Genomic DNA, 22,545 nt, shown 5'->3' with positions numbered 1-22,545 from the left:
AGGGTGGCCGCGTCATCCGGTGTGTGGACGAAAATCGGCCGTGGTCGGGTGAACCGACGACTGGCCAAGATTCCGTTTCGCACAACATCCTCGGAGCCGCCATGCCTGGCTCCTACGAAGCTCCGAGCCGGGCCAGATACCGCACCACCTGCGTATCGTCCCAGTCGTATGCCTCCCTCAGCCCGTCCGCGATCGTCGCGAGATATGCCGGCGCCGGTGGATTACGGCTCACCGCGTCGCCACGCGCCCGAGTCGTAAACGTGCACATCGTGACTCCTGCCCTGTCTCCGAGCATGAGCAGGCGGTCGTAGCACGCGGGCTCCTGCGCACGGATGTCCTCGAACTGCTCCTGTGTCACCAGGAAGGCACGGGCCGCCACAGTTCCAGGCGAGTCGGGGTCGTAGAACGCACGACCGCCACCCCACACCCGCGACACCCCCGCGAAGAAAATCGACCCGGGTATCTCCACCGGCATCGACGCGCGCGGCGCGCTCGGGTCACGCGCCCCCGGGTTCGTGTGACGACCACCCACCGGACGCCCGCCCCGCAGGTAGCACGCCAGTCTCGATGTCGCCATGTTCGACCCATAGCTGACGTACCAGATCAGCACACAACCGACCGTACCCGCACGTGGGTGGCAAAGTGCGACGGGAACACGCTATGGGCCAGGGAACTGGGGCAACTCCGGTGGTGGTGGGGGTGGTGGGAACTGGATTCCGGGCAGCTCGAGCACTGGCAACGGAATCTGCGGCAACCCGGGAATGAGCGGCGCCGGTGCTGGTGCAGGCGGCGGCTCGGGAGGCGGAACCACCGCACCCTCGTCCGCCGGGCCCTGTTCCGGCGCTATCGGAGCCGGAGCTTGTATCGGAGCCGGCACCTCCTCTTCGGTCGGAACCGCCGGCTGCACCGCCGGCAACAGGGGCGCCGATTGCGTCGTCGTCGCTGCCGCCGGTTGCGTAGGTGGCGCCGGCAACTCCTCCGGCGACTCGACTGGCGGTATCCCCGCGACCGGTGCCAAAGAATTCGGCAAATTCGGCTGGGGCACGACAGCTGGAGGTGATTGATCCGAAGACGAACCGAGATTCGCCCCGACGCCGAGCCCCAAACCCACCAGAGCAATCACAGCTAGTCCGCCGACGAGGACAGGACCACTCAATAGGGGCTTTGCGTTGTTGTCCGCGATAGCCCGAGCAGACGACTCGTCCGCGAACGGCAGCGGCCCCGAACCGGACTCCGACTCGGCGAGCAATGCGGCACCCTCCGCTGCCACGAGTTCGGGCTGTTCGGGCACTATTACCGGAATGCCCAGCTCCGATTCCATTGTCGAGCGGACAAGCGGAATGTGTGCACCGCCGCCGATCAGCACTACGGCGTGCGGTGTGCGTCCGGACCGATCGATCACGCTACGGACCAGACGCATCGATTTCTCGACCGGGCCTTCGATGAGCGATTCGAAAGTGCCCCGTGAGAGCACCAGCAGACCACCGTCGCCGGGCATACATGCGGAACCACCAGTCGAAAGTTCCTCCTTGGCATCTCGGCACTGAATGTCGAGCGCCCGAACTGCTGCGTCGTCGGTCGGCTGGTCTATGTGGTGCAGCGCAAGTTGGCTGTCGCGGATCAGGTGATCGATGAGGTTTCCGCTGATCTCGTCCGTGCGGGCGGTACCCAACGCCATTCTGGTGGATCGATCGACCACCGTGATGGTCAGGCCGGAACTGCCCATGTCGTAGAACAGCAGTGTCGAATACCCCCCGAGAACTCCCGACATCTCGAGTTTCGTCAACGCGGCACTCACTTCGGGTACCAGACGGAAATTGTCAATCCGCTGACGCGCCAACGCAGACCGGATGGCACCAGCCTGCGCCTGGTCCTGGTAGGCGATACCGATTGCCTGTACCGGTTCTTCGTCCGCTTTCTCGGCGAGCAATGTTCCGATGCTCTCGGCGGCCAGCTCTTCCGGCTCGGCGAGCCCTGCGTCCACTTTCAGCGCATCTGCGCCCAGCCCCCGGCACGTCAACCGAACGGCACTGGCACCGACGGACACACCGAGTACCGAACTCATGGGACCAAGAATATCCCTGTTTGATTGCGTACGGAGTCACCGCATTTCAAGGTGGAAACAGACCGGTCCGGCGACCGAAATGAGGCCGAGTCACCTCGAAACAGGGCCCCTGCTACAGAAGACCGGCAGACCTTGACGACCGGGATTCCCGCCCTAGGAAACCGGTTTCAACGGATGGATCGTCGGTGCGCCGGCGAGGTGCTCACCGAAGAGGCCCACCGCCGACTGGAAGTGTGGCGACTTCATGTGCGCGTCGATTGCGGCCTGAGTCGCCCATACTTCGACGGTGACGAAGGTACCGGGCTGCCCTTGCGATTCGAACAACTCGTACGAGATACACCCCTCCTCCTTGCGGCTCTCCGCGGCGAGCGACGACAAACCGTCACGGACGGTGTCCTCGGACCCTGGCTTGGCGGGAATGGTCGCAACGACGTGCAGATCTGGCATCGGCTCCTCTTTCCGGGTCACAGTCAGCAGTTCTCGGACACCATGGTCTCATCGGGTTCTCGTCGTCGACAACGCCCTGTTCCTCGAGCGATCAGTCGCGAAACCACTCTTTCAAGGGCGGGACCAACGGATGAGGTACTCGCGTTCGGCATCGGTAATGCGCCGCAGCCGCTGCGTATCGACGTCCGCGACGGCCAACTGGGTGGTACCTGTGACGGCGGGCGGATCGCTGAGCTCCGCCCGCGCACTGCGGACCTCGTAGCCGATGGTGAAATCTACAGCTCGGTGCTTGGCGATCCACATCGTGATCCGCAGGGGGCTGTCGGAATGGCGCAACTGACTCCGGTATCTGAGATGGATGTCGGCGATGAAACTACTCGTGATGAACGACGGGTTCTCAGGACTCTCGCTGAGTAACCAGTCGATCCTGGCTTCTTCGAGTAGCGTCACCATTCGCGCATGATTGATGTGCTCGAAGGCATCCATGTCGGACCAGCGGACGGGCACGAAGGCGTCGTAGCCGACTGCGGCAGGGGTATCAGTCATTCGAACAGCATTCCCTACCCCGCATCGGTGCGCTCACGCCATACTGCGTAGCCAGTTCCGCAGCCACGTCGTCGCCGATGTTCCGGACGAGTCGACTGCGTAGCGCGTGTAGTCCTGGTGAGCGTTCGATTCATAGAACTTCTGTAGCTCGTCGACACGCCTCTCGTTCGACTCATCGTCCAACTGGGCCATCAGCGTCGGCATACCTCCGGCCGCCATCAGGTCGTTCCAGATGGCGAGGATTTCCTGCTGATACTGGCCGAGTAGCGCCCACGACGGATCCGAAGCCTGCGCGAGGAAACCAGCGAGCCGGGTGACGAAATCGTCCTGGGGTGTGGAGCAGTACAGGTCGCCGTAAGCGCAGAAGGTGCGTGTGTTCTGGCTGACCCAGCCGAACCCGCCGATCCGCGGACCACCCGCACCACTGCCTGCGACTGGAGGACCGACCAAAGCATCAGTAGGCGATCGACGAGGATCGGACAACAATCCGACCGCCGCGATTCGAGATGGCGGGACAACGCCGAGGCCGGTTCCGATCTCCGCGGCAAGATCGCCCGCAGCGTCCGCACCCTGGCTGTAGCCGATGAGTGCAAAGTTCGTGTTACCGCATCGCTTCGCGGCGTCCTCGATGATCCAACGCGCGTTGTCGACGGCCTGACGCTTGGAGGCGCCATAGACCTCGGACTCCCAAGGGAACGCGGTGGCCGCATAGGTCACGTAGTCGACCTTCACCGAGGAGGGCAGACCGTCGGTTACTGCGGACAGCAACCCGGGGTGGGGAGTCGATTCCGCTGGGTCGTCCGAGGTTTCCCAGGTCCCGGGAATGGCGACAACGTGGAGGTCGGGGCAATCCGGTGCGGCATGCGCAGTACCGACCGATACGGCCGACGCGAACACCGCGGCGACACATGTTCCAACCGCAACCAGCGAATTCCTCACGCCCATGAGCACCCTCACCAACTCGTTCCAAGTGGTCACATTTTCGTGACCACATGCCGCAACAGTTCCCTTTCGTTATAGCCCCAGGGGGCAACGCAAGGAACATGCCTTTGCTCCGGCCGTACGATGCACGATCGGTAACCAAACGTTACCGGAGCGAGCGGGGACGCGGGTCTCTATATGTCAACTATTGACCAAAGTGGGCGCCGCCGGATTTCCGACGACGCCCACTCCCGCAATCAATGCTTGGCTACAGCAATCAGGACCCGAAGGCCGAGCTTCCGCTTGGCTCGCCCGGATCGCCCGGTCCTGGATCGACCGGTCCGGGCACGATCAGTTCTTGCGGCGTGGCGGCTGAGTCGATGAAGCCCTCAGCCCCGATGAACTCCGCCGTGACGCTGTAGGTCCCGGAGTTGTAGAAGGTCGTCGGCAGCGTAGCGACACCGTTCACCACATCGACCGTGCCGAGCGGAGTGTTGCCGAGCTTGAACTCGACCTGGCCGCGGGCATTTGCCGGATCGACTGTCGCCCTCAGCTCCACCGGGTCGCCCTTGGTCACCGTGCCGATCGGATCGAGCACGGTAGTGGTCTCGACATCCTCAGCCGGTGCGTCGGTCACACTGACCGCGAACGCCGGCGAAACCGATCCGGCAAAGCCGTCCGTTCCGGAGTACCGCGCGATGACGCGGTGGGTTCCGGTATTGGTGAACGTGTACGGCGCGACCGCGGAGCCATCGGTGCCGACCTCGGCGTCGAGCGTCTGGCCGTCGACCTCGAACTCCACGGTGCCGCCCTGGACGGCAGGTGTGATCTGCGCTGTCAGGTTGACGTCTTGCCCGACGTAAGCCTTCGCCGGAGAGGTCACGTCGATGCTGGTTTCCGCTTCCGAGGCGCTCACAGAAATCGTCTTGGACTCAGAGGTCGAACCTGTGTATCCGCTGGCGCCAAGGAATTCCGCCCTGACCGTATGGTCTCCGTTGGAGTCGAAGGCATGCGTGATGGACGCCTCGCCGCCGACGACATCGGCAGGATCACCGAGCGGCGTCACACCGTCCCAGAACTGTACGGTTCCGCCGCCCGGAGCCGGGTCGATGTTCGCGGTGAGGGTGACGGGCGCACCGTTCAGTGCCGCAGAGGGACCGGAGAGGGTCGTCGAGGTCGCTTTGTCTTCCTCGATGATGTTCACCGAGGCCAGCGGGCCTGCACCCGCGTTGAGATCTGCGTTCTTGCTGTTTCGTGGGGTGCAGCGGCTTGGCGCCCACGCGGTGATCCCCACGGCCTTCGCCTTGGCGAGGAACGTCAGGAAGTTCTTGTTGTGGTCGAAGTTGCCCGCGACACCGTTTGCGCGCAGCTTCACCTCCACGGCTCCAGACTGTCCCGCCTCCAGCAGGAGTTTGACCTTCGGGAGCTGAAAGTAGGTGAAACCGTTGGAGCTGTTGGTCCCATCGACGTTCTTGCCCGTCGCTTTCACCTGGATGCCGCCCGTGCTGTCGGTGCTCGAATTAGGGCTGTTGCCGATCGTCCTGTTGTTACCCGACAGCCGCAGGATGTTGCCCTCGTTATCCAGGTCACCGTCTGAGTTGATGCGCAGGATGTTCGGTTCGGTACCGCTGAGTCCGGCCGAGGTGCCGGGGACGATCTCCTTGGACAGCAGAGTCGCGTTGTCCGGAACGTACATATCGATCTTGATCCGCGACACGTTTTCGACGGTGGCTACCGATGCGTCGCCGGGGAAGCCAATCGGGCTCGGCTGAATGGTCACTTCGAACTCTTCACCGGCATTGACGCTCGCCGGCGCTTCGACTGTGACCGCGTTGTTTTGTGACTCGTTGATCGGATCCACCACCGACACCGACGGCGTCACGCGGCACGTGGTCTTGAAACTGGTGGTCGTGGTCTCGGCTTGAGCGGGTATCCCGGTCAGCATGGTGGCACCGACGAGAGCACCGATGCTGATCGGGGCTGTGAGCCTGCGTATTCCGCTTTGCTTCACTACTTCTCCTGAGATGGTGGGGTGGCGCGCTGGGTCTCCGCCCGCCCCGGGGTGCACTTCTCGCATCCAGGGCAGGCGGTGAACCAATCAGCCTCCGAGAGAACCCGTGCTGAGGCTGCTGTTGCCGCCCGGATCAGAAGGGTCGCCCGGATTGGACGGATCGTCGGGCTCGGTCACCTTCAGCACAGCGGGACCGGAGACCGAGTCCGCAAATCCCTCACCGCCAACGAAGTTCGCGGTCACCGCGTAAGTGCCCTTGAGATCGAAGGTGTGCGTCAGGGTCGCGACCCCGCCCTCCACGTCCGCCGTACCGAGCAGGACCGTGCCTGCCTTGAATTCCACGGTTCCGTTCGCAGTTGTCGGGTCGACGGTTGCCTCGAAGCTCAATTCCTCTCCGACTTCGGTCTTGCCTGTGACCTTCAGCGAGGTGGTCGTCTCTTCACGCGTCGGCTCCGGATCCGTCACGGCGACTGCGAAAACAGCAGAGGTGGATGGCATGTACCCGGTAGTTCCACCGAATTCGGCGACCACGCTCGAGATACCAGCGGTGGCGAAGGTGTGCGGCAGCACCGCGACGCCGTCGCCGCTCCCGACCGCTGCAGAACCGACCTCGACGCCGTCGACGATGAACTTCACGTCACCGCCACTCGGGATCGGCAACACGGTGGCGGACAGGTTGATCGGGGTGCCGGCCACAGCTGTCACAGGCTCGATCACCGTGGTGGTCGTACCCCATTCCGCGTCTTCCACCGTCACGTCGACAGGCGCCGAGACCGAGCCGATGTAGCCCGGCGCACCGAGGAACTCGGCTACGACGTTGTACGTCTGGGCCTCCGGGAAGGAGCGAGTGAGGCTGGCCTCGCCATTCACGACGTTGACCGGCGCACCGTAGTTGGCGCCGTTGAACTTGAACTGGACTTGCCCCTGGGCGTTGGCCGGGGTCACGGTCGCGGTAGCGGTCACATTCTCGCCGACGAGGACCGGATTCTGCGACACCTGCAGGTCGGTCGTGGTTTCGGCGGTTACTTCGATGGTCTGTGACGGGGACGTCGAGTCGTAGAAGCCCGAATTTCCAAGGAACACCGCGGTCACCTCACGCGGACCCGCGACATCGAACGTGTGCGTCAGGGTTGCCACCCCGCCCACCACATCGACCGGGGCTCCGATATCGGTCTCGCCGTCCTTGAACTGAATTCGACCGGATGCGTTGTCAGGGTCAACCGTCGCAACCAAATCGACCGGAGTACCCATCTCCGCCGTCGCCGGCACCGACACTGTCGTCGCCGTACGGTCGTTCGGATCGTCCACCCGGACGAACACCCCGAAGTTCTTGCTGCCCCGGTCACCGGACCAGGTCCTGACCGACACCTTCGCGCCGCTGTCGTACTCCCCGAGGACGATGTCGTCAGGGACGCGGTATGTCGCCTCGAGGGTGATCACCTCGTGGTCGTTGAGGTCGAATCCACCGACGACGAAGGTGCAGTCACTCTTGCATTCCGCGGCCACCCCACCATCGGTCTTGTATTTGAGATTCGCCTTGTTCCAGGAGTTGTCGTACCGGACCTTGACGCTGTCCCTGATCAACTCGAATCCAGCCGGCGGATAGTCCCGGATCCAGGGGAGTGACAACCGGATCCCGCCGCCGTTGTGGCTGACCGAGGTCTTGTACGTGACGGTGTCACCGGGATGCACCACGTTGTCGCCGACGACCTCTTTCTCCAGCCTCAGCCGACCGTCGTTGAGGGTGTTACTCGATGGCGGCGGCGGTGCCTCCTGGGCGCCAGCCGTGCCGGAACCGACCACGATCAGTCCCGCCGCGGCTATGCCCGCAACCAGCGGTGCCGCGAATCTGCGCAGGGTTGACGAACGCAAAGATCCTCCTCGGATTTGCCACCCCCGCGAACTCAGCAGGGCTGACCTCGATCACATCGCCAGGGAGGGTAACCGCAAACCCGCGGTCACCGCAGCGATTCTGGTCAATTGTCCAAAAAAGTGCTGGTCGAACGTCCAAAATTGTGGTCCAACACACACCAGAACCCGATTTCACCCCGCTTACTCGGGTGAAATCGGGCCCTGATTCGTTAGTTTTCGAAGACTCCCTCGGGTCAGCGCTGCGGTGCGCTGGTGGGCACGATCGGCGAAGGCAGCGCCGTCGAGCCCTCGAGGAATTCGTCAACTGCGGCCGCTGCAGAACGGCCCTCGGCGATGGCCCAGACGATCAGGGACTGCCCACGTCCCATATCTCCGGCCACGAATACGCCGTCGACGTTGGTCGCCCACTTCGACGTGCGGGCCACGTTGCCCCGCTCGTCGAAATCGACACCGAGATCGGTTAGGAGGCCCGGCTTCTCAGCTCCGACGAAGCCCATCGCGAGCAGCACGAGATCAGCCTCGATCTCGAAGTCCGAGCCCTCCACCTTCTCGAAGCGGCCCGCCTTCATCTCGACCTCGTGAGCCGCGAGCGCGGTCACTTTGCCATCGACTCCGACGAACTTCTCCGTGTTGACGGAGAACAGGCGTTCGCCGCCTTCCTCGTGGGCGGAGGCGACACGGTACATCAGTGGATACATCGGCCACGGCGTCTGCTCGGCGCGCGTCTCCGGAGGCCGCGGCATGATCTCGAACTGGTGAACGCTCACCGCACCCTGACGGTGCGAGGTTCCCAGGCAGTCCGCGCCGGTGTCACCTCCACCGATGATCACCACCCTCTTGCCCTTTGCGGTGATCGTGGGTTCCTCGAGGTCGCCCAGCTGCACTCGGTTTGCAATCGGGAGATACTCCATCGCCTGGTGAATGCCGCTCAATTCGCGGCCCTGGATCGGGAGATCACGGGCGACAGTGGCACCGCCTGCCAAGATCACGGCGTCGAACTGCTCCCGCAGAGCGTCGGCGGTGATGTCGACGCCCACCTCGATTCCCGTCTTGAAGACGGTCCCCTCGGCCTTCATCTGATCCAGACGGCGATCGATGTGGCGCTTCTCCATCTTGAATTCGGGGATGCCGTACCGCAGCAGTCCACCGATGCGGTCGTCGCGCTCGAAAACGGTGACCATATGGCCCGCACGGGTAAGTTGCTGCGCTGCAGCGAGACCCGCGGGACCGGAACCTACGACGGCCACCTTCTTGCCCGTCGAGTTCGTGGCGCGCACCGGCTTGACCCAGCCTTCGTCGAAGGCGCGGTCGATCAGCTCGACCTCGACCTGCTTGATCGTTACCGGGTCTTGGTTGATTCCGAGGACGCAGGACGCCTCGCAGGGTGCCGGGCACAGCCGCCCGGTGAACTCCGGGAAGTTGTTCGTGGCATGAAGACGCTCGATGCCGTCGCGCCAACGGCCCCGATACACCAGATCGTTCCACTCAGGAATCAGGTTCCCGAGTGGGCAGCCGTTGTGGCAGAACGGGATACCGCAGTCCATGCACCGGCTGGCCTGGGTCTCGAGGGTGTCCGATGAGAAGTCGGCTTCGTAGACCTCCTTCCAGTCGAGCAGGCGCAGCGGCACGGGTCGGCGAACCGGAAGTTCGCGTGACGTGTGCTTCAGAAAGCCGCTTGGATCACCCACGAGCTGCCTCCATCACTGCCTCGTCCACGTTCTTTCCATCCTTCTTCGCGGCCTCGATGGCCAAGAGCACCTTCTTGTAGTCGCGGGGCATCACCTTTGCAAAGTGAACGACCTGCTGCGACCAGTCGGAGAGGATGCGCGCTGCAACCTCTGAGCCCGTCTCGTCGCGGTGACGCTCGATGGCGGACTTCAACCAGGTGAAGTCATCACCCGTGAGGTCCTCGAGATCCACCAGTTCAGTATTGAGATTTTTCTCGAACCCCTTCTCGGGGTTGTAGACGTATGCGACACCGCCGGACATTCCAGCCCCGAAGTTGCGTCCCGTCTCGCCGAGGATGACGACCTTGCCGCCCGTCATGTACTCGCATCCGTGGTCGCCGACTCCCTCGACCACTGCTGTGGCGCCGGAGTTGCGAACCGCGAACCGCTCCCCCACGACGCCGCGGAGCAGAACCTCACCGCTCGTGGCACCGAACAGGATCACGTTTCCGCCGACGATATTGTCCTCGGCTACGAAACCGGGCGCTGTCTCCAGCGGTGGGCGTACCACGAGACGTCCACCCGACAGCCCCTTGCCGACGAAGTCGTTGGCGTCGCCGTGCAGACGAAGGGTGATGCCCTTGGGAACGAACGCGCCGAAGCTGTTGCCTGCGGAACCTGTGAATGTGATGTCGATCGTGTCGTCGGGCAAGCCCGCACCACCGTACGCCTTGGTCACCTCATGGCCGAGCATGGCGCCGACCGTGCGGTTGACGTTGGTGATCGGCGACTCGAACGCAACCCTCTCGCCCTTGTCCAGAGCATTGCGGCTCGCGACGATCAGCTGCTGGTCGAGGGCCTTGTCGAGTCCGTGGTCCTGGGTACCCGTGCAGTACAGGTCCTGGTTCATGAACGCCGACTCCGGCTGATGCAGGATCGGAGAAAGGTCCAGGTTGCCCGCCTTGCTGCCCTTCCAGTGCTCGAACGCCTTCGTGGTGTCGAGGACATCGGAGCGCCCAACGGCCTCGTCGAGGGTACGGAAACCCAACTCGGCCAGCAGTTCACGGACCTCTTCGGCTATGAAGAGGAAGAAGTTCTCCACGAACTCGGGCTTGCCGGTGAACCGATTGCGCAGAACGGGGTTCTGCGTGGCGACACCCACCGGGCAGGTGTCGAGATGGCAGACCCGCATCATGATGCAGCCCGAGACCACCAGTGGGGCGGTCGCGAATCCGAACTCCTCACCACCGAGCAGTGCGGCGATCATGACGTCGCGACCGGTCTTGAGCTGCCCGTCCACCTGAACGACGATGCGGTCGCGAAGACCGTTGAGCAGCAGCGTCTGCTGAGTCTCGGCCAAGCCGAGCTCCCAGGGGGCGCCCGCATGCTTCATCGAGGTCAGCGGTGTAGCGCCAGTTCCGCCGTCGTGCCCGGAAATCAACACGACGTCGGCGTGCGCCTTCGACACACCTGCGGCAACGGTGCCGACTCCCACTTCGGAGACCAGCTTCACGTGAATGCGGGCCTCCGGATTGGCATTCTTCAAGTCGTAGATCAGCTGCGCGAGATCTTCGATCGAGTAGATGTCGTGGTGCGGCGGCGGCGAGATCAGTCCGACGCCTGGCGTGGAGTGCCGGACCTCGGCCACCCACGGATACACCTTGTGCGCCGGAAGCTGGCCGCCCTCACCAGGCTTGGCTCCCTGCGCCATCTTGATCTGGATGTCGGTGCAGTTGGTCAGGTAGTGCGACGTGACGCCGAAGCGCCCGGACGCCACCTGCTTGATCGCCGAGCGACGCCATTCGCCGTCCTCATCCCGGGTGAAACGTGCAGGATCCTCGCCACCTTCACCGGAGTTGGAGCGGCCGCCGAGCCGGTTCATGGCAACGGCGAGAGTCTCGTGCGCCTCGGCGGAGATGGAGCCGTAGCTCATCGCACCGGTCGAGAAGCGCTTGACGATCTCGCTGGCCGGCTCGACCTCATCCAGCGGAACAGGCTCGCGGACACCCTTCTTGAACTCGAAGAGTCCGCGCAATGCGGCCAGGCGCTCGGACTGGTCATCGACCAGCTTCGTGTACTCCTTGAACACCTCGTACTGCCCGGTGCGTGTGGAGTGCTGCAACTTGAAAACCGTGTCCGGGTTGAACAGGTGGTACTCGCCCTCACGACGCCACTGGTACTCGCCGCCGACCTCGAGCTCGCGGTGCGCGCGCTCCTCGGGACGGGGCAGGTACGCGTTGGAGTGACGGACTGCAACGTCGGCGGCGATCTCGTCGAGACCGATACCGCCCAGGCTCGAGTTGAGCCCGGTGAAGTACTCGTCCACCAGCTCCTGCGACAGGCCGATGACCTGGAACAGTTGCGCGCCGGTGTAAGACGCCAGGGTGGAGATGCCCATCTTGGACATCACCTTGAGCACGCCCTTACCCGCTGCCTTGATGTAGTTCGCGATGGCCTTGTCGAGAGTGATGCCGTCCAACTCGTTGTTGCTGACGGCCTCGTCGATCGTCTCGAACGCCATGTACGGGTTGACCGCTGCCGCACCGAACCCGAGCAGGAGCGCCATGTGGTGCACCTCGCGGGCGTCGCCGGACTCCACGATGAGACCGACCTTCGTGCGGGTCTTCTCGCGCACCAGGTGGTGGTGCACGGCCGAGGTCAACAGCAGCGACGGAATCGGCGCGTATGTCTCGTTCGACTCACGGTCGGACAGAACGACGATGCGTGCCCCGCCGGCGATCGCCTCTGACACCTGGTAGCGGACGTCGTCGAGGGCCTTTCGCAAGCCCGCGCCGCCCTCTGCCACCGGGTACAGGCCCCGGACGATGACGCTGCGGAAGCTCGGGAATTCGCCGTCGTCGTTGACGTGAATGAGCTTCGACAGGTCGTCGTTGTGCAGGATCGGCTGCGGCAGGTAGATCTGCCTGCAGGACTCCGACGTGGGGTGCAGCAGGTCGTGCTCCGGACCGATGGTTCCGCCGAGGCTGGTCACGACCTCCTCTCGGATGGCGTCGAGCGGCGGGTTCGTGACCTGAGCGAACAGCTGGGAGAAGTAGTCGAACAGCATCCGCGGCCGCGAGGACAGCACGGCGATCGGCGTATCGGTACCCATCGAACCCAGTGCCTCGGCGCCGGAAGCAGCCATCGGCTTCACGAGGAGGTTGACCTCTTCGCTGGTGTATCCGAACATCTGCTGACGCAGAACGACACGTTCATGCGACATGTAGGTGTACGGGCGGTCCGGCAGGTCATCCATGTGGGTCAGCGCCTGATCGAGCCACTCCTGGTAAGGATGCTCGGCAGCCAGCTCCGACTTGATCTCGTCGTCGCTGATGATGCGACCCTTCTCGGTGTCGACGAGGAACATGCGGCCGGGCTGAAGCCGGATCTTCCTGACGACGGTGGCAGGGTCGATCGGCAGGACGCCGACCTCGGAAGCCATGACCACCAGGTCGTCGTCGGTTACCCACAGCCGCGACGGGCGAAGGCCGTTACGGTCGAGAACGGCGCCGACGACGGTGCCGTCGGTGAAGCAGACCGAGGCCGGTCCGTCCCACGGCTCCATGAGCGACGAGTGGTACTGGTAGAAGGCCCGGCGCGCCGGGTCCATGCTCTCGTGACGTTCCCAGGCTTCCGGGATCATCATCAGGACCGCGTGCGCCAGGCTGCGTCCCCCGAGGTGGAGCATCTCGAGCACCTCGTCGAAACGCGCGGTGTCGCTCGCACCCTTGGTGCAGACCGGGAAGATTTTCTCCAGCTCGCTGGGCCCACCGAAGATGTCGCTCTCGATGAGCGCCTCGCGGGCACGCATCCAGTTCTCGTTTCCGGTGACGGTGTTGATCTCGCCGTTGTGTGCCACGCGGCGGAACGGGTGGGCCAACGGCCACGACGGGAACGTGTTGGTGGAAAAGCGCGAGTGCACGAGGCCGAGGGCCGACTCGACACGCTCGTCTTGCAAGTCGAGGTAGAACGCCTTGAGTTGCGGGGTCGTGAGCATCCCCTTGTAGAGGAACGTCTGGCTCGACAGGCTCGGGAAGTACACGGTCTCGCGACCGGGGCCGTCCTGGCCTGCACCTTCGCTGCCCAATTCGTGCTCGGTTCGCTTGCGAACGATGTAGGCGCGGCGCTCGAGATCGAGTCCTGTGAGAGCGTCGTTCTCACTGCCGATGAAGATTTGCCGGAACGTGGGCATTGCGTCGCGAGCCAGCGCACCGAGCGACGAGTCGTCGGTTGGCACCTCACGCCAACCGAGAACCTTCAGTCCCTCGCTCTCGACGATCTCCTCGACGGCGACGGCGGCACGCTGCGCGTCAGCCTGGCTCTGCGGCAAGAACGCGATACCGGTGACGTACGTTCCTGCTGCAGGCAGTGGGAAGTCGACCACGGCGCGGAAGAACTTGTCCGGAACCTGTATAAGGATGCCGGCGCCATCGCCTGTATTGGGTTCGGAGCCCGCGGCACCACGGTGCTCGAGGTTCACCAGAGCCGTGATCGCCTTCTCGACGATGTCTCTGCTGCTTCGGCCCTTCATGTCCACGACGAACGCGACTCCACAGGAATCGTGCTCGTTTGCGGGGTGATACAGCCCCTGAGGGCCTGGAAGTTGCTTCATACCTAGCCTTCGTATGCCAAGAGATGCACCGACGACCAGCAGCGCTGATGGCCATCAACTTGCAATGCATGCACCGTCACGACGTGATCGGTACCACCGATCGGCTGTCGTCCATTGCAACACGCTGGGTATGGTCTCGCGCTGGGCGACGTGGCTTTTCGGTCGGGTCGGACTTTCGTGGGTCCGATGTGTACAGAAAACGATAAGTCAGAACCCCCGCCGAAACACAATTTAGGTTAACCTATCCATTCTTCGAATGGTGCTCACTCGGGCGGACTTTGCCCGGCTTCAAGTCATACATGTCAAACGAGCGCGCTGAGCACCGCTCTGAGTCCAGAAGTCGGATCGAAGTAAGGATCGGGCATGGCCAGTTCGCGAAGAATCACTCCGTCCACGTAGTCGATGACCACTGCCGCGCCGGCCGCCGGATTCCTCGATCCAACCAGTCCCAGCATGCCCGCCCCCCATTCGACCAGCCCGGACCGGACCGATCGGATGATCGTCTCCAGCCCGGGCGTCGACGCTGCCTCCACGAAGAGCGCATACCTTGCGATCGTCCGCACGCGATCGGGGCCAGTGGCGTAACGCACAAACGCAGCCAGTGCGTTCACTACCTCTTCCCGGCTCTCCGGCGGCGTCTTTGCCAGGATTCGCCAGTCGTCCCGATCACGTTCACCCAATCGGGTGATCAACCCCTCGAGTAGTGCGCCCCTGCTTCGGAAGTAGTTCGACGTCGATCCCTGCGGCATTCCTGCCAGTTCATCGACGCCCCTGTGCGTGAGAGCGCGCAGTCCACGAGTACCGACCAACTCGATCGCGGCGTCCAACACCTGGTCTCGTTTCCCTGCCACACGTCGATACTACATGTGTAGTAATTTCACTACACCTGTAGTACGTTGTCGGCATGACTCGTTCCGCAGCAATACTCGGTGCTGGAATCGGCGGGCTTGCCATCGCCGGCCTCCTCTCCCGCGCAGGATGGCACGTCGAAGTCTTCGAGCGTGCGCCGAATCTGCCCACGTCCGGTACCGCCCTCGGGATGTGGCCCCACGCACTCACCGCCCTCGATGCCGTCGGCGTCGGCGATCGAGTGCGTGAAGCGGGGTCACCACCGCACCGCGGGTCATTCCTCCGGCCTGACGGTTCGGTCATCGGGACCATCGACAACACGAGCCGAACTACCTACATGCTGTCGCGGCCCGCACTGCTCGCTGCTCTACACGAAGCCTTGCCAACCGGAGCCGTCGCATTCGACACCCCCGCACCGCCACTCGACGCGCTGACCAGCCATGACGTGACGATCGGTGCAGACGGCCTGCGTAGCGCCACCCGCCGACAGCTGTTCGGCGACGGATACGAGCCCTTGTATACCGGCGTCACCGCGTGGCGTGGGTGGGTTCCGGGGCATCGTGACGAAGCAAGCGAAACTTGGGACAAATCAGCGCTTTTCGGCATTACCCCACGTGATGGCGACCTGGTCAACTGGTACGCGTGCGTACGTGCGGACGAAGGATTCGACGGCGGCATCGACTACCTGCGGAGCCGGTTCGGAACGTGGCACACCGAGGTCGGAGCCGTCCTCGAAGCGGTGACACCCGACGCGATGCTGCATCACGATCTGTACGAATCCCGCGCCCTACCCTCTTATGTGTCGGGCCGGACAGCGCTCCTCGGTGACGCAGCGCACGCCATGGCACCGAACCTCGGCCGCGGCGCATCCGAAGCGCTGGTCGATGCAGCGACCCTGGGACGACTCCTGACCCACAGCAACGACATTCGCGACGCTCTCCTTCGGTACGACCGCGCTCGTCGCCGTCCGACGCACAGACTCGTCCGCGGATCGCGGATCATGTCCGCCGTCGCGATGACCCGGCACTTGCGTCCCACACGCGATCTCGCCGTGAAGTTGGCCGCACGCTTGGCCTGACCGAAATGGCGGTGCACGAAGATCGCGGTGCAGCTGACACGTCTGGTACTTTTCCACGGTGGTTGGGGGTGTAACACCGGGGGCGATCACGGGGCGATCGCGACGCTGAAGAGGTGATATGAATCGCTCGCGTGCTAAAAGCCCCGGGGTCGGCTCCGCGCGATGGAGCCAGGTGTGGAGGATTCAGCTGTGACAGAACCGCCGAACAGTAATGACGACAGCGCTCCCGTCGATCGCTTCTCACACTGGTTTCCGCCTTTCGCTCCGGCTGCGGCACCGGCCACCCCGGCTGCGGCACCGATCACACCGACTGCGCCGCCGACACGAGACGACGTTCAACACGAACAAGCCGTTCAACACGAACAAGCCGTTCAACACGAACAAGCCGTTCAACACGAACAAGCCGTTCAACACGAACAAGCCGTTGAATACGAGCAGGCCGTTGAGCACGAGCAACCCGTTCAACACGAACAAGCTGTTGAATACGAGCAGGCCCTTGAATACGAGCAAGCGGCCCCCGCTCCCGCGGCGGAGCAGGGGCGCGACCTTCCGCCTCCCCCGGCCCCGATGTGGTTGTCGGCGAGTGACGAGCCCGTCCCCACGTCGCCGGTTCGCCCTCGTCGCAGCAAACGGAAACTCGTCATCGGCATGACGGCGGTCGTCGCAGTCGCCGCGACTGTCGGTGTGGCTGCCGTGTTCCTTGCGCCGTCTGGTGGTGCCCCGTCTCAGCAAGCGGCGTCCGGCAATGCACCATCGGGTGGTGCGTCGACAAGCGAGGCACCGACGAGTGAGCCGCCAATCAGCGAGGCGCCACCTGCCGATGACAGTGATCACTGGTGCGCCGAAGAACGGGACGGTGCAACGGTCGTCGGGAATGGGCCAGGCGGGACCACCAATGGCGCCGATGCAATCCTGGCCTTCGACTACGCGTACTACGTCGAACGAAGTGGTGCGAAGGCCCGCGCAATCGCGGCACCCGACGCGCGGATGGGATCGGCCGAGACCATCCAGGGTGGCATCGACTCGCTACCCGAAGGCACTGAGCACTGCCTCAGCATCACCGAGACCGAACCAGGCCGCTACTCCGTGACCTTGTCCGAACTGCGACCCGACGGGTTCACGCAGACATATAGACAGGTCGTAACCACAGCGGACGTCGACGGCCGGACCTATATCACATCTATTGGAGCCTCGAATTGACGAACGAATTGCCGCAACCACTTCCTGTGTCGACGCTCGTCCTCGGCGCGTGCGGAGGGGCGGGAGCGACCACGACGACGCTCGGCCTCGCGAACACCAACGCGGCACTCGGAGGCTCCGCCGTAGCAGTCGATGCGACCCCCGCCGGTAGTGATATCGCCGAACGCGGTGCTGATGCCGCCCTTTCGACAAACGGCCTGGAACAGTTGGTGACGTCCGCAACGACGGGTTCGGTCCAGGGCGACGTGTTCGACAGCTACTGCTCCCGCACGAGCGCCGGGGCGCTCATCCTGAATCGCATCGGTAATCACACCGCTGTGGATGGCGAATACTACACTCTTACAAGCGCTTTGCACTCTCGAGGCATAAGCGCCGTCCACGATCTCGGTCACAGATTCCGCGCCGCCTACCTCGCCCCGTTGTTGGCCACACCCTCGCCGATCATCCTCGTTGTGCCGTGTCGAGCGGACGCGTTCAACCGTCTCCGCGCGGCGCTGCAGTCGATCGGCGAAACCCTCGGTCAGGCAGGCCTTGCCCGGACGATAGTCACCGTGTCGAATCAGGATGCCACCGGTTGGCAAGTGGATGTCGATCTCCTGCGTGAATACCTGGGCGGACAGGTGTGGGGCATCGAGACCATCCCCTATGACGAACACCTGGGCACAGGTGTCGTCATCAGCCACGATCTGCTGGCACCTCAGACCCGGGAAGCGTACGAGCGACTCTGCGCGACAGCGGCAGCAGTGGTCGAGGGTCGCCCGGAACCGGTCTGAGCGCGGCGCCGAACCATTATTCGCGCAAGCGCTCTGTGTAGCGCCCAAGCGGGAGGTATGGACAACACCGTGGTCACGATGAACACGCCCACCGCGGAACCTTGGAACGTTTCGTAACCGAGCATCTCGACAACGAACTCCATCACGACGAGATGCACCAGGAAGAACTCGTACGAGATCTCTCCGAGCCACACCATCGGTGCCGACGAGCACAGCGAGCCGAACGGTCCGTCGTGTGAGCCTATGACCAGCGGAGCCAACAGAAACATCGCGAACATGAGGTAGAGGAAGGCCTTGGTGATCGCCGCTCCGACGTCCTCGGGAACAATCGTCGCCTCACCGGCCGCCGGTGTGGTGGCCAGTAGGAAGCAGACGAGTGCTCCGGCGCCCGACAGGTAGGGGTTGCAGCGTCGAAGCGTCATCGAAGCGACCGCCAGGACCATCCCTCCGACGAACCACGCGAAGAAACCCGGGAACCACAGTCGTGCGGTATACGAAATCTGAGTGTCGTTGTGCGTGAAGATGATCCACGCCGGGGTGCTCAGCGCCAGAACGCACAACCCCACCACCAGCAGACCCGGCCTCCAGCGTCTGCGGCACACCACGACCAGCAGCGCCCAGGCGATCAGAGGTAGGAGGAGGTAGAAGACGACTTCCACCGCCAGAGACCACGTCTGCGTCAAGCCGACGTGGAAATGACCGAAGCCGTAGATCTGCGTGAAAGTCATGTTCCGCACGAACCCGTCCCACCCGAGTCCGGTGTCGCCGGCTTCGCGGAACAGGTAGATCGTGTACGTCGCGATCACGACGATCCAATACGCGGGCAAAATCCTTCGTGCCCGATGCCAGAAGTAGGTGCCGACCGCCGGACCCTCACCCCCTGTGGCCAAAGCCTTCACCCAGGGCCGGAACAACAGATACCCCGACAGGGCGAAGAAAATGGGGACCCCGATCTCGAGGCGCGAGTACACCGCGCCCACGAAATCCGGAGTGTATTTCCCGGTCCAGAACCCGGCATGCGCCCCAACCACGAGGAGCATCGCGAAGGCCCGCACCCCCGTGAGCGAACTGATCGTCGACCGCCGCGCGGTCTCCCCCACGGAATCGGTATGCACCGTGCCTTCTCCTCACTGCTCGGCGTCACGAGACGCTCGCACAGAAGCTATCTCAGGAAGGCTTCCACATCTTTGCCGGGCACATCATCTACCAGGACTGCTCGGGCGAAATGGTGTATTTGTCCGATTTTGAGATCGGTCAGAAGGGTTGATTCATCGTTCATCACGACTGTTGTTCCAAGGGGGCCGCGTTCACGCCGTCGTTTTCCCGGTTCCCGGCGCGGCTTCGCCGAGATGCAGGTCCGGCTCCCAGTCATAGACGACGGCGGTCCGCAACAAGATGTCCTGAACCGATCGGCGCCGACGGTCGACGGCAGCCCACAACAACCCGAACCCGAACATCACATACAGCACGGCGCGTAGGAAGGCCCGCGGCCAGCCGATCAACTCGCCGTTGCGGCTCACCACCCGCAAACCCATCGTCACCGCTCCGACGGTGCGGCCGCTGACGGCCCAGCATGCTGTGAGATACAACACCGATACCGAGATGAAGGTGCTCACCGAGAGCACCACGCTGCCGGCGGGAAACGAAAATTCCTGCGGGGAGAACAACAGCTGCGTGATCAACGCACCCACATATATGAATCCCATCATTGCCGATGCGACCAAAAGGTCGATCCCGGCGGCCAGCCCTCGGGTGACGATGCCCGCGGAATGACGAACAGGCCTGCTCATCGTTCGCCCGGTTCCACCGATTGTTCCTGAGCGCGCCCCAACAACTTCCCGACGAATCCCGACACGGCGTTGTCGGCGTGCATGCCCTGGCTCCGCACCCCACGCACCGCCTCGCTGGACATCGACCCTGTCGACTCGCGGATGATGCGCGGCAGATCCACACCCTCGATCACGGTGTCGGCGAGGCCGATGAGGTCGAGGCGTCCGATCACGGAACCGAGATCGACGCGCTCGATGATCGCATCGACGTCGATACGCTCGGCGATCGCATCGATGTCCACTCGATCGAGAATCTGCGAGATGTCGATACGCTCGGCGATCGAATCCACATCGATGCGGTCGATGACTCGCTCGACGTCGATGCCCTCTAGCACCACGTCGAGATCGACGTGGTCGCGAACGATCGCGGTGATGTCCACTTCGAGCAGCGCGACCTGCACGACCTTTCGGAGCACTGCGTGCAGCACACGGTCCGCAAGTTCATCGGCCGTGCGTAGTGCCTCGGTGCCGCGGTCTTCGAGGTTGGCCAGCACCGGATCGACACCGGGTACGCCCCGGGCCGTATCGAGGCCGAACCTGATCAATCGACGAAAACCCGCACCCACGGTGGCGATGGCACCGAGTGCGAGACGCGCCGGATCAGAGGGCTTCGCGCCGTCCATACCAACTATCAAATCCGGTTGATGCCTGCGACGCAGCAGTTCGCTGTTTTCGCAGCCCGACCGTGACGGCCCGGTCCGCCAAGCACGAAAGCCACGAACTCTGTCGAGTTCGTGGCTTCGAGGTCGTGAAGAATCACAACTGGTGGGCGAAGGGGGACTTGAACCCCCACGTCCCGAAGGACACTGGCACCTGAAGCCAGCGCGTCTGCCATTCCGCCACTCGCCCGAGCGACGCGAAAACATTATCACGGCATCGGCGAGAAGTACGATTCGTAAAGTTCAGACCCCCGAAAGGCCATGACCATACCCATCCGGACGAAGACCGATATCATGCTGTTGCGCGGACCGGTGTCGTGCCAGGTCGTAATGACAGTACCGTGGGAAACACGCACGGCGTTGTCACGACACGACAGTGTGACCAGGCGGAGCCGTCCGCCATACACCGATATATAGACCTATACAGGCATGTCTTCGATACGAGCAACGCCATGGCACCGGAAGGAGGTTCTACTCGATGGGAATTGTTCAGCGCTTCGAGCGGAAGCTCCAAGGCGCCATCGGCGATGCGTTCGCCAGGGTCTTCGGCGGCAGTGTCGTGCCACACGAGGTGGAAGCCTCACTCCAGCAGGAAGCCTCCGACCAGGTCCAGCAGTTGGAGGGTGGCCATCTACTCGCCCCCAATATCTACGTCATCACAATCAACAACTCCGACTACGGCGAATTGGCCGGTGACGCAGATCTCACAGTCAAGGCTTTCTCCCGGCACCTCGAGGACTTCATTCGCGAGCAGGGCTGGCAAACTTATGGCACTGTCCGTGTCGCGTTCGAACCGTCGTCGTCGCTGCACACCGGGCAGTTCCGCACGCGAAGTTGGGTGGATCCCGACGCAGGGCGGCCTAGTGGGACCAAGTCCGCACAACCCGAACCGCAAGGTGGTCGCGTGCAGCGACCACCGACACCATCTGTACCCGTCACGTCGAATCCAGGAGCTGGCCCCATGACGCAGAATTCAGGCTACGACCCCAGCCGCGAACCGGCGGGCAACCGCAAGCCGGACCCACAGGACGCGCGCAACGGTCACGCCCACCCCGGTCAGGACCAGCGGTCCCCTCAGGGCTACCAGAACGGCTACGACCGTGGTGCGCACCCGCAGGAGCAGGCCTACGGCCAGGCGTACGACCAGGGCCCACCTGGCCGCGGGTACGAGCAACCCGCATACGGGCAGCAACCCGGCTACGACCAACAGGGCTACGACCAGCACGCGGACAGCGGATACCGCGACGCCGGCTACCAGCAGGACTACCAAGGCGGTTACGACCAGCAAGCGGCCCCCGCCCGCTACCCCGATGGGTCTTACGCCGACGGCGGCTACCAGCAGCCGCAGAGTTACGACCAGGGCGGCTACCAACAGGGCTACGACCAACAGGGCTACGCCGACTACGACCAGCAGAGCTACCAACAGGGCTACGACCAACAGGGCTACGACCAACAGGGCTACGCCGACTACGACCAGCAGAGCTACCAACAGGGCTACGACCAGCAGGGCTACGCCGACTACGACCAGCAGGGCTACCAACAGCCATACCCGCCGGCCGGGAGCCAGACGTTCACTGCGACGTTGCAGCTCGAGGATGGCAGCGGTCGGCACTTCCAGTTGCGAGAGGGAAACAACATCATCGGTCGCGGCCAGGAGGCGCAATTCCGCCTCCCCGACACTGGCGTGTCACGTCGCCACATCGACATCCGCTGGGATGGACGGGTCGCGATGCTTTCCGACCTCGGCTCCACCAACGGAACCACGGTCAACGGTGCGCCCGTCCAGGACTGGCAACTCGCCGACGGAGACATCATCCGAGCAGGTCATTCGGAGATTCTGGTTCGAATACTTTGAGGCAGGCGCACCGAATGGTCTGAGGTCAGCCCGACCGGAGACGCCACTCGGATCAGCGCATTGCTTACCGATCGAGACACAACCGAGACAGCTTCGATACTCGACCGACATCGCGTCAGAGGCTGAGTCGCCCGTAACCCAGTGCCGACTCAGTATCGTTG

General features: G+C 63.5%; 17 protein-coding genes and 1 tRNA gene. 4 read left to right on the top strand and 14 right to left on the bottom strand.

Going from position 1 to position 22,545, the window contains the following annotated elements:
* Positions 1-112 precede the first annotated feature (112 nt).
* From AB0I57_RS10375 to AB0I57_RS10330, 10 genes are all read right to left on the bottom strand, one after another.
* Positions 113-610: a hypothetical protein gene (locus AB0I57_RS10375; RefSeq protein WP_358333890.1), complete on the bottom strand. Its 498-nt coding sequence runs from the start codon at positions 608-610 to the stop codon at positions 113-115.
* A gap of 48 nt (positions 611-658) precedes the next feature.
* Positions 659-2,065, bottom strand: a complete 1,407-nt coding sequence (locus AB0I57_RS10370) for an Hsp70 family protein (RefSeq protein WP_358333888.1) — start codon at positions 2,063-2,065, stop codon at positions 659-661.
* Between the two features lie 153 nt (positions 2,066-2,218).
* On the bottom strand, positions 2,219-2,512 hold the full coding sequence (locus AB0I57_RS10365) for a putative quinol monooxygenase (protein WP_358333885.1): 294 nt from the start codon (positions 2,510-2,512) through the stop codon (positions 2,219-2,221).
* A 111-nt stretch (positions 2,513-2,623) separates the two neighbouring features.
* Complete coding sequence (locus AB0I57_RS10360) at positions 2,624-3,058, bottom strand: thioesterase family protein (protein ID WP_358333882.1); 435 nt, start codon at positions 3,056-3,058, stop codon at positions 2,624-2,626.
* A 33-nt stretch (positions 3,059-3,091) separates the two neighbouring features.
* Complete coding sequence (locus tag AB0I57_RS10355) at positions 3,092-4,003, bottom strand: cutinase family protein (protein ID WP_358334871.1); 912 nt, start codon at positions 4,001-4,003, stop codon at positions 3,092-3,094.
* Between the two features lie 253 nt (positions 4,004-4,256).
* Positions 4,257-5,990: an Ig-like domain-containing protein gene (locus AB0I57_RS10350; protein ID WP_358333879.1), complete on the bottom strand. Its 1,734-nt coding sequence runs from the start codon at positions 5,988-5,990 to the stop codon at positions 4,257-4,259.
* Positions 5,991-6,077: 87 nt separating this feature from the next.
* A complete protein-coding gene (locus AB0I57_RS10345; RefSeq protein ID WP_358333876.1) occupies positions 6,078-7,862 on the bottom strand; it encodes an Ig-like domain-containing protein in 1,785 nt (594 codons plus the stop codon).
* A gap of 233 nt (positions 7,863-8,095) precedes the next feature.
* Complete coding sequence (locus AB0I57_RS10340; RefSeq protein WP_358333873.1) at positions 8,096-9,550, bottom strand: glutamate synthase subunit beta; 1,455 nt, start codon at positions 9,548-9,550, stop codon at positions 8,096-8,098.
* On the bottom strand, positions 9,543-14,141 hold the full coding sequence (gltB, locus tag AB0I57_RS10335; protein WP_358333870.1) for a glutamate synthase large subunit: 4,599 nt from the start codon (positions 14,139-14,141) through the stop codon (positions 9,543-9,545). Before gltB ends, AB0I57_RS10340 begins: the two co-directional genes overlap by 8 nt.
* 302 nt (positions 14,142-14,443) lie before the next feature.
* A complete protein-coding gene (locus AB0I57_RS10330) occupies positions 14,444-14,992 on the bottom strand; it encodes a TetR family transcriptional regulator (protein WP_358333867.1) in 549 nt (182 codons plus the stop codon).
* Positions 14,993-15,045: 53 nt separating this feature from the next.
* On the opposite strand from AB0I57_RS10330, the gene AB0I57_RS10325 reads away from it, so the two are divergent.
* The 3 genes from AB0I57_RS10325 (at position 15,046) to AB0I57_RS10315 (ending at position 18,041) form a co-directional block, all read left to right on the top strand.
* Complete coding sequence (locus AB0I57_RS10325; RefSeq protein WP_358333864.1) at positions 15,046-16,068, top strand: FAD-dependent monooxygenase; 1,023 nt, start codon at positions 15,046-15,048, stop codon at positions 16,066-16,068.
* A gap of 189 nt (positions 16,069-16,257) precedes the next feature.
* Positions 16,258-17,268 (top strand): hypothetical protein, encoded by a 1,011-nt coding sequence (locus AB0I57_RS10320; RefSeq protein WP_358333861.1) that lies wholly within the window; start codon positions 16,258-16,260, stop codon positions 17,266-17,268.
* A complete protein-coding gene (locus AB0I57_RS10315) occupies positions 17,265-18,041 on the top strand; it encodes a hypothetical protein (protein ID WP_358333858.1) in 777 nt (258 codons plus the stop codon). Before AB0I57_RS10320 ends, AB0I57_RS10315 begins: the two co-directional genes overlap by 4 nt.
* Here the strand turns inward: AB0I57_RS10315 and AB0I57_RS10310 are convergent.
* The 4 genes from AB0I57_RS10310 to AB0I57_RS10295 form a co-directional block, all read right to left on the bottom strand.
* On the bottom strand, positions 17,966-19,156 hold the full coding sequence (locus AB0I57_RS10310; RefSeq protein ID WP_358333855.1) for an acyltransferase: 1,191 nt from the start codon (positions 19,154-19,156) through the stop codon (positions 17,966-17,968). The genes AB0I57_RS10315 and AB0I57_RS10310 overlap by 76 nt on opposite strands.
* Positions 19,157-19,348: 192 nt before the next feature.
* A complete protein-coding gene (locus tag AB0I57_RS10305; RefSeq protein WP_358333852.1) occupies positions 19,349-19,831 on the bottom strand; it encodes an RDD family protein in 483 nt (160 codons plus the stop codon).
* Positions 19,828-20,493: a hypothetical protein gene (locus AB0I57_RS10300; protein ID WP_358333849.1), complete on the bottom strand. Its 666-nt coding sequence runs from the start codon at positions 20,491-20,493 to the stop codon at positions 19,828-19,830. Before AB0I57_RS10300 ends, AB0I57_RS10305 begins: the two co-directional genes overlap by 4 nt.
* Positions 20,494-20,633: 140 nt before the next feature.
* Positions 20,634-20,719 (bottom strand) — tRNA-Leu (locus AB0I57_RS10295).
* 288 nt (positions 20,720-21,007) lie between these two features.
* Between AB0I57_RS10295 and AB0I57_RS10290 the strand changes: the two genes are divergently transcribed.
* On the top strand, positions 21,008-22,384 hold the full coding sequence (locus AB0I57_RS10290; protein ID WP_358333846.1) for an FhaA domain-containing protein: 1,377 nt from the start codon (positions 21,008-21,010) through the stop codon (positions 22,382-22,384).
* The last annotated feature ends 161 nt before the right edge of the window (positions 22,385-22,545 follow it).

Origin of the sequence: Rhodococcus sp. NPDC049939 (assembly GCF_040656415.1) — a bacterium.
Lineage (GTDB): Bacteria > Actinomycetota > Actinomycetes > Mycobacteriales > Mycobacteriaceae > Rhodococcus_F.
This window is presented reverse-complemented; position numbering and strand designations above follow the sequence as displayed.

What these genes read in the sequence shown, in the direction of transcription:
- AB0I57_RS10365 (WP_358333885.1), bottom strand. Translation starts at nt 2,512, where the DNA reads ATGCCAGATCTGCACGTCGTTGCGACCATTCCCGCCAAGCCAGGGTCC.
- AB0I57_RS10360 (WP_358333882.1), bottom strand. Translation starts at nt 3,058, where the DNA reads ATGACTGATACCCCTGCCGCAGTCGGCTACGACGCCTTCGTGCCCGTC.
- gltB (WP_358333870.1), bottom strand. Translation starts at nt 14,141, where the DNA reads ATGAAGCAACTTCCAGGCCCTCAGGGGCTGTATCACCCCGCAAACGAG.
- AB0I57_RS10300 (WP_358333849.1), bottom strand. Translation starts at nt 20,493, where the DNA reads ATGGACGGCGCGAAGCCCTCTGATCCGGCGCGTCTCGCACTCGGTGCC.
- AB0I57_RS10290 (WP_358333846.1), top strand. Translation starts at nt 21,008, where the DNA reads ATGGGAATTGTTCAGCGCTTCGAGCGGAAGCTCCAAGGCGCCATCGGC.
- AB0I57_RS10370 (WP_358333888.1), bottom strand. Translation starts at nt 2,065, where the DNA reads ATGAGTTCGGTACTCGGTGTGTCCGTCGGTGCCAGTGCCGTTCGGTTG.
- AB0I57_RS10305 (WP_358333852.1), bottom strand. Translation starts at nt 19,831, where the DNA reads ATGAGCAGGCCTGTTCGTCATTCCGCGGGCATCGTCACCCGAGGGCTG.
- AB0I57_RS10355 (WP_358334871.1), bottom strand. Translation starts at nt 4,003, where the DNA reads ATGGGCGTGAGGAATTCGCTGGTTGCGGTTGGAACATGTGTCGCCGCG.
- AB0I57_RS10325 (WP_358333864.1), top strand. Translation starts at nt 15,046, where the DNA reads ATGACTCGTTCCGCAGCAATACTCGGTGCTGGAATCGGCGGGCTTGCC.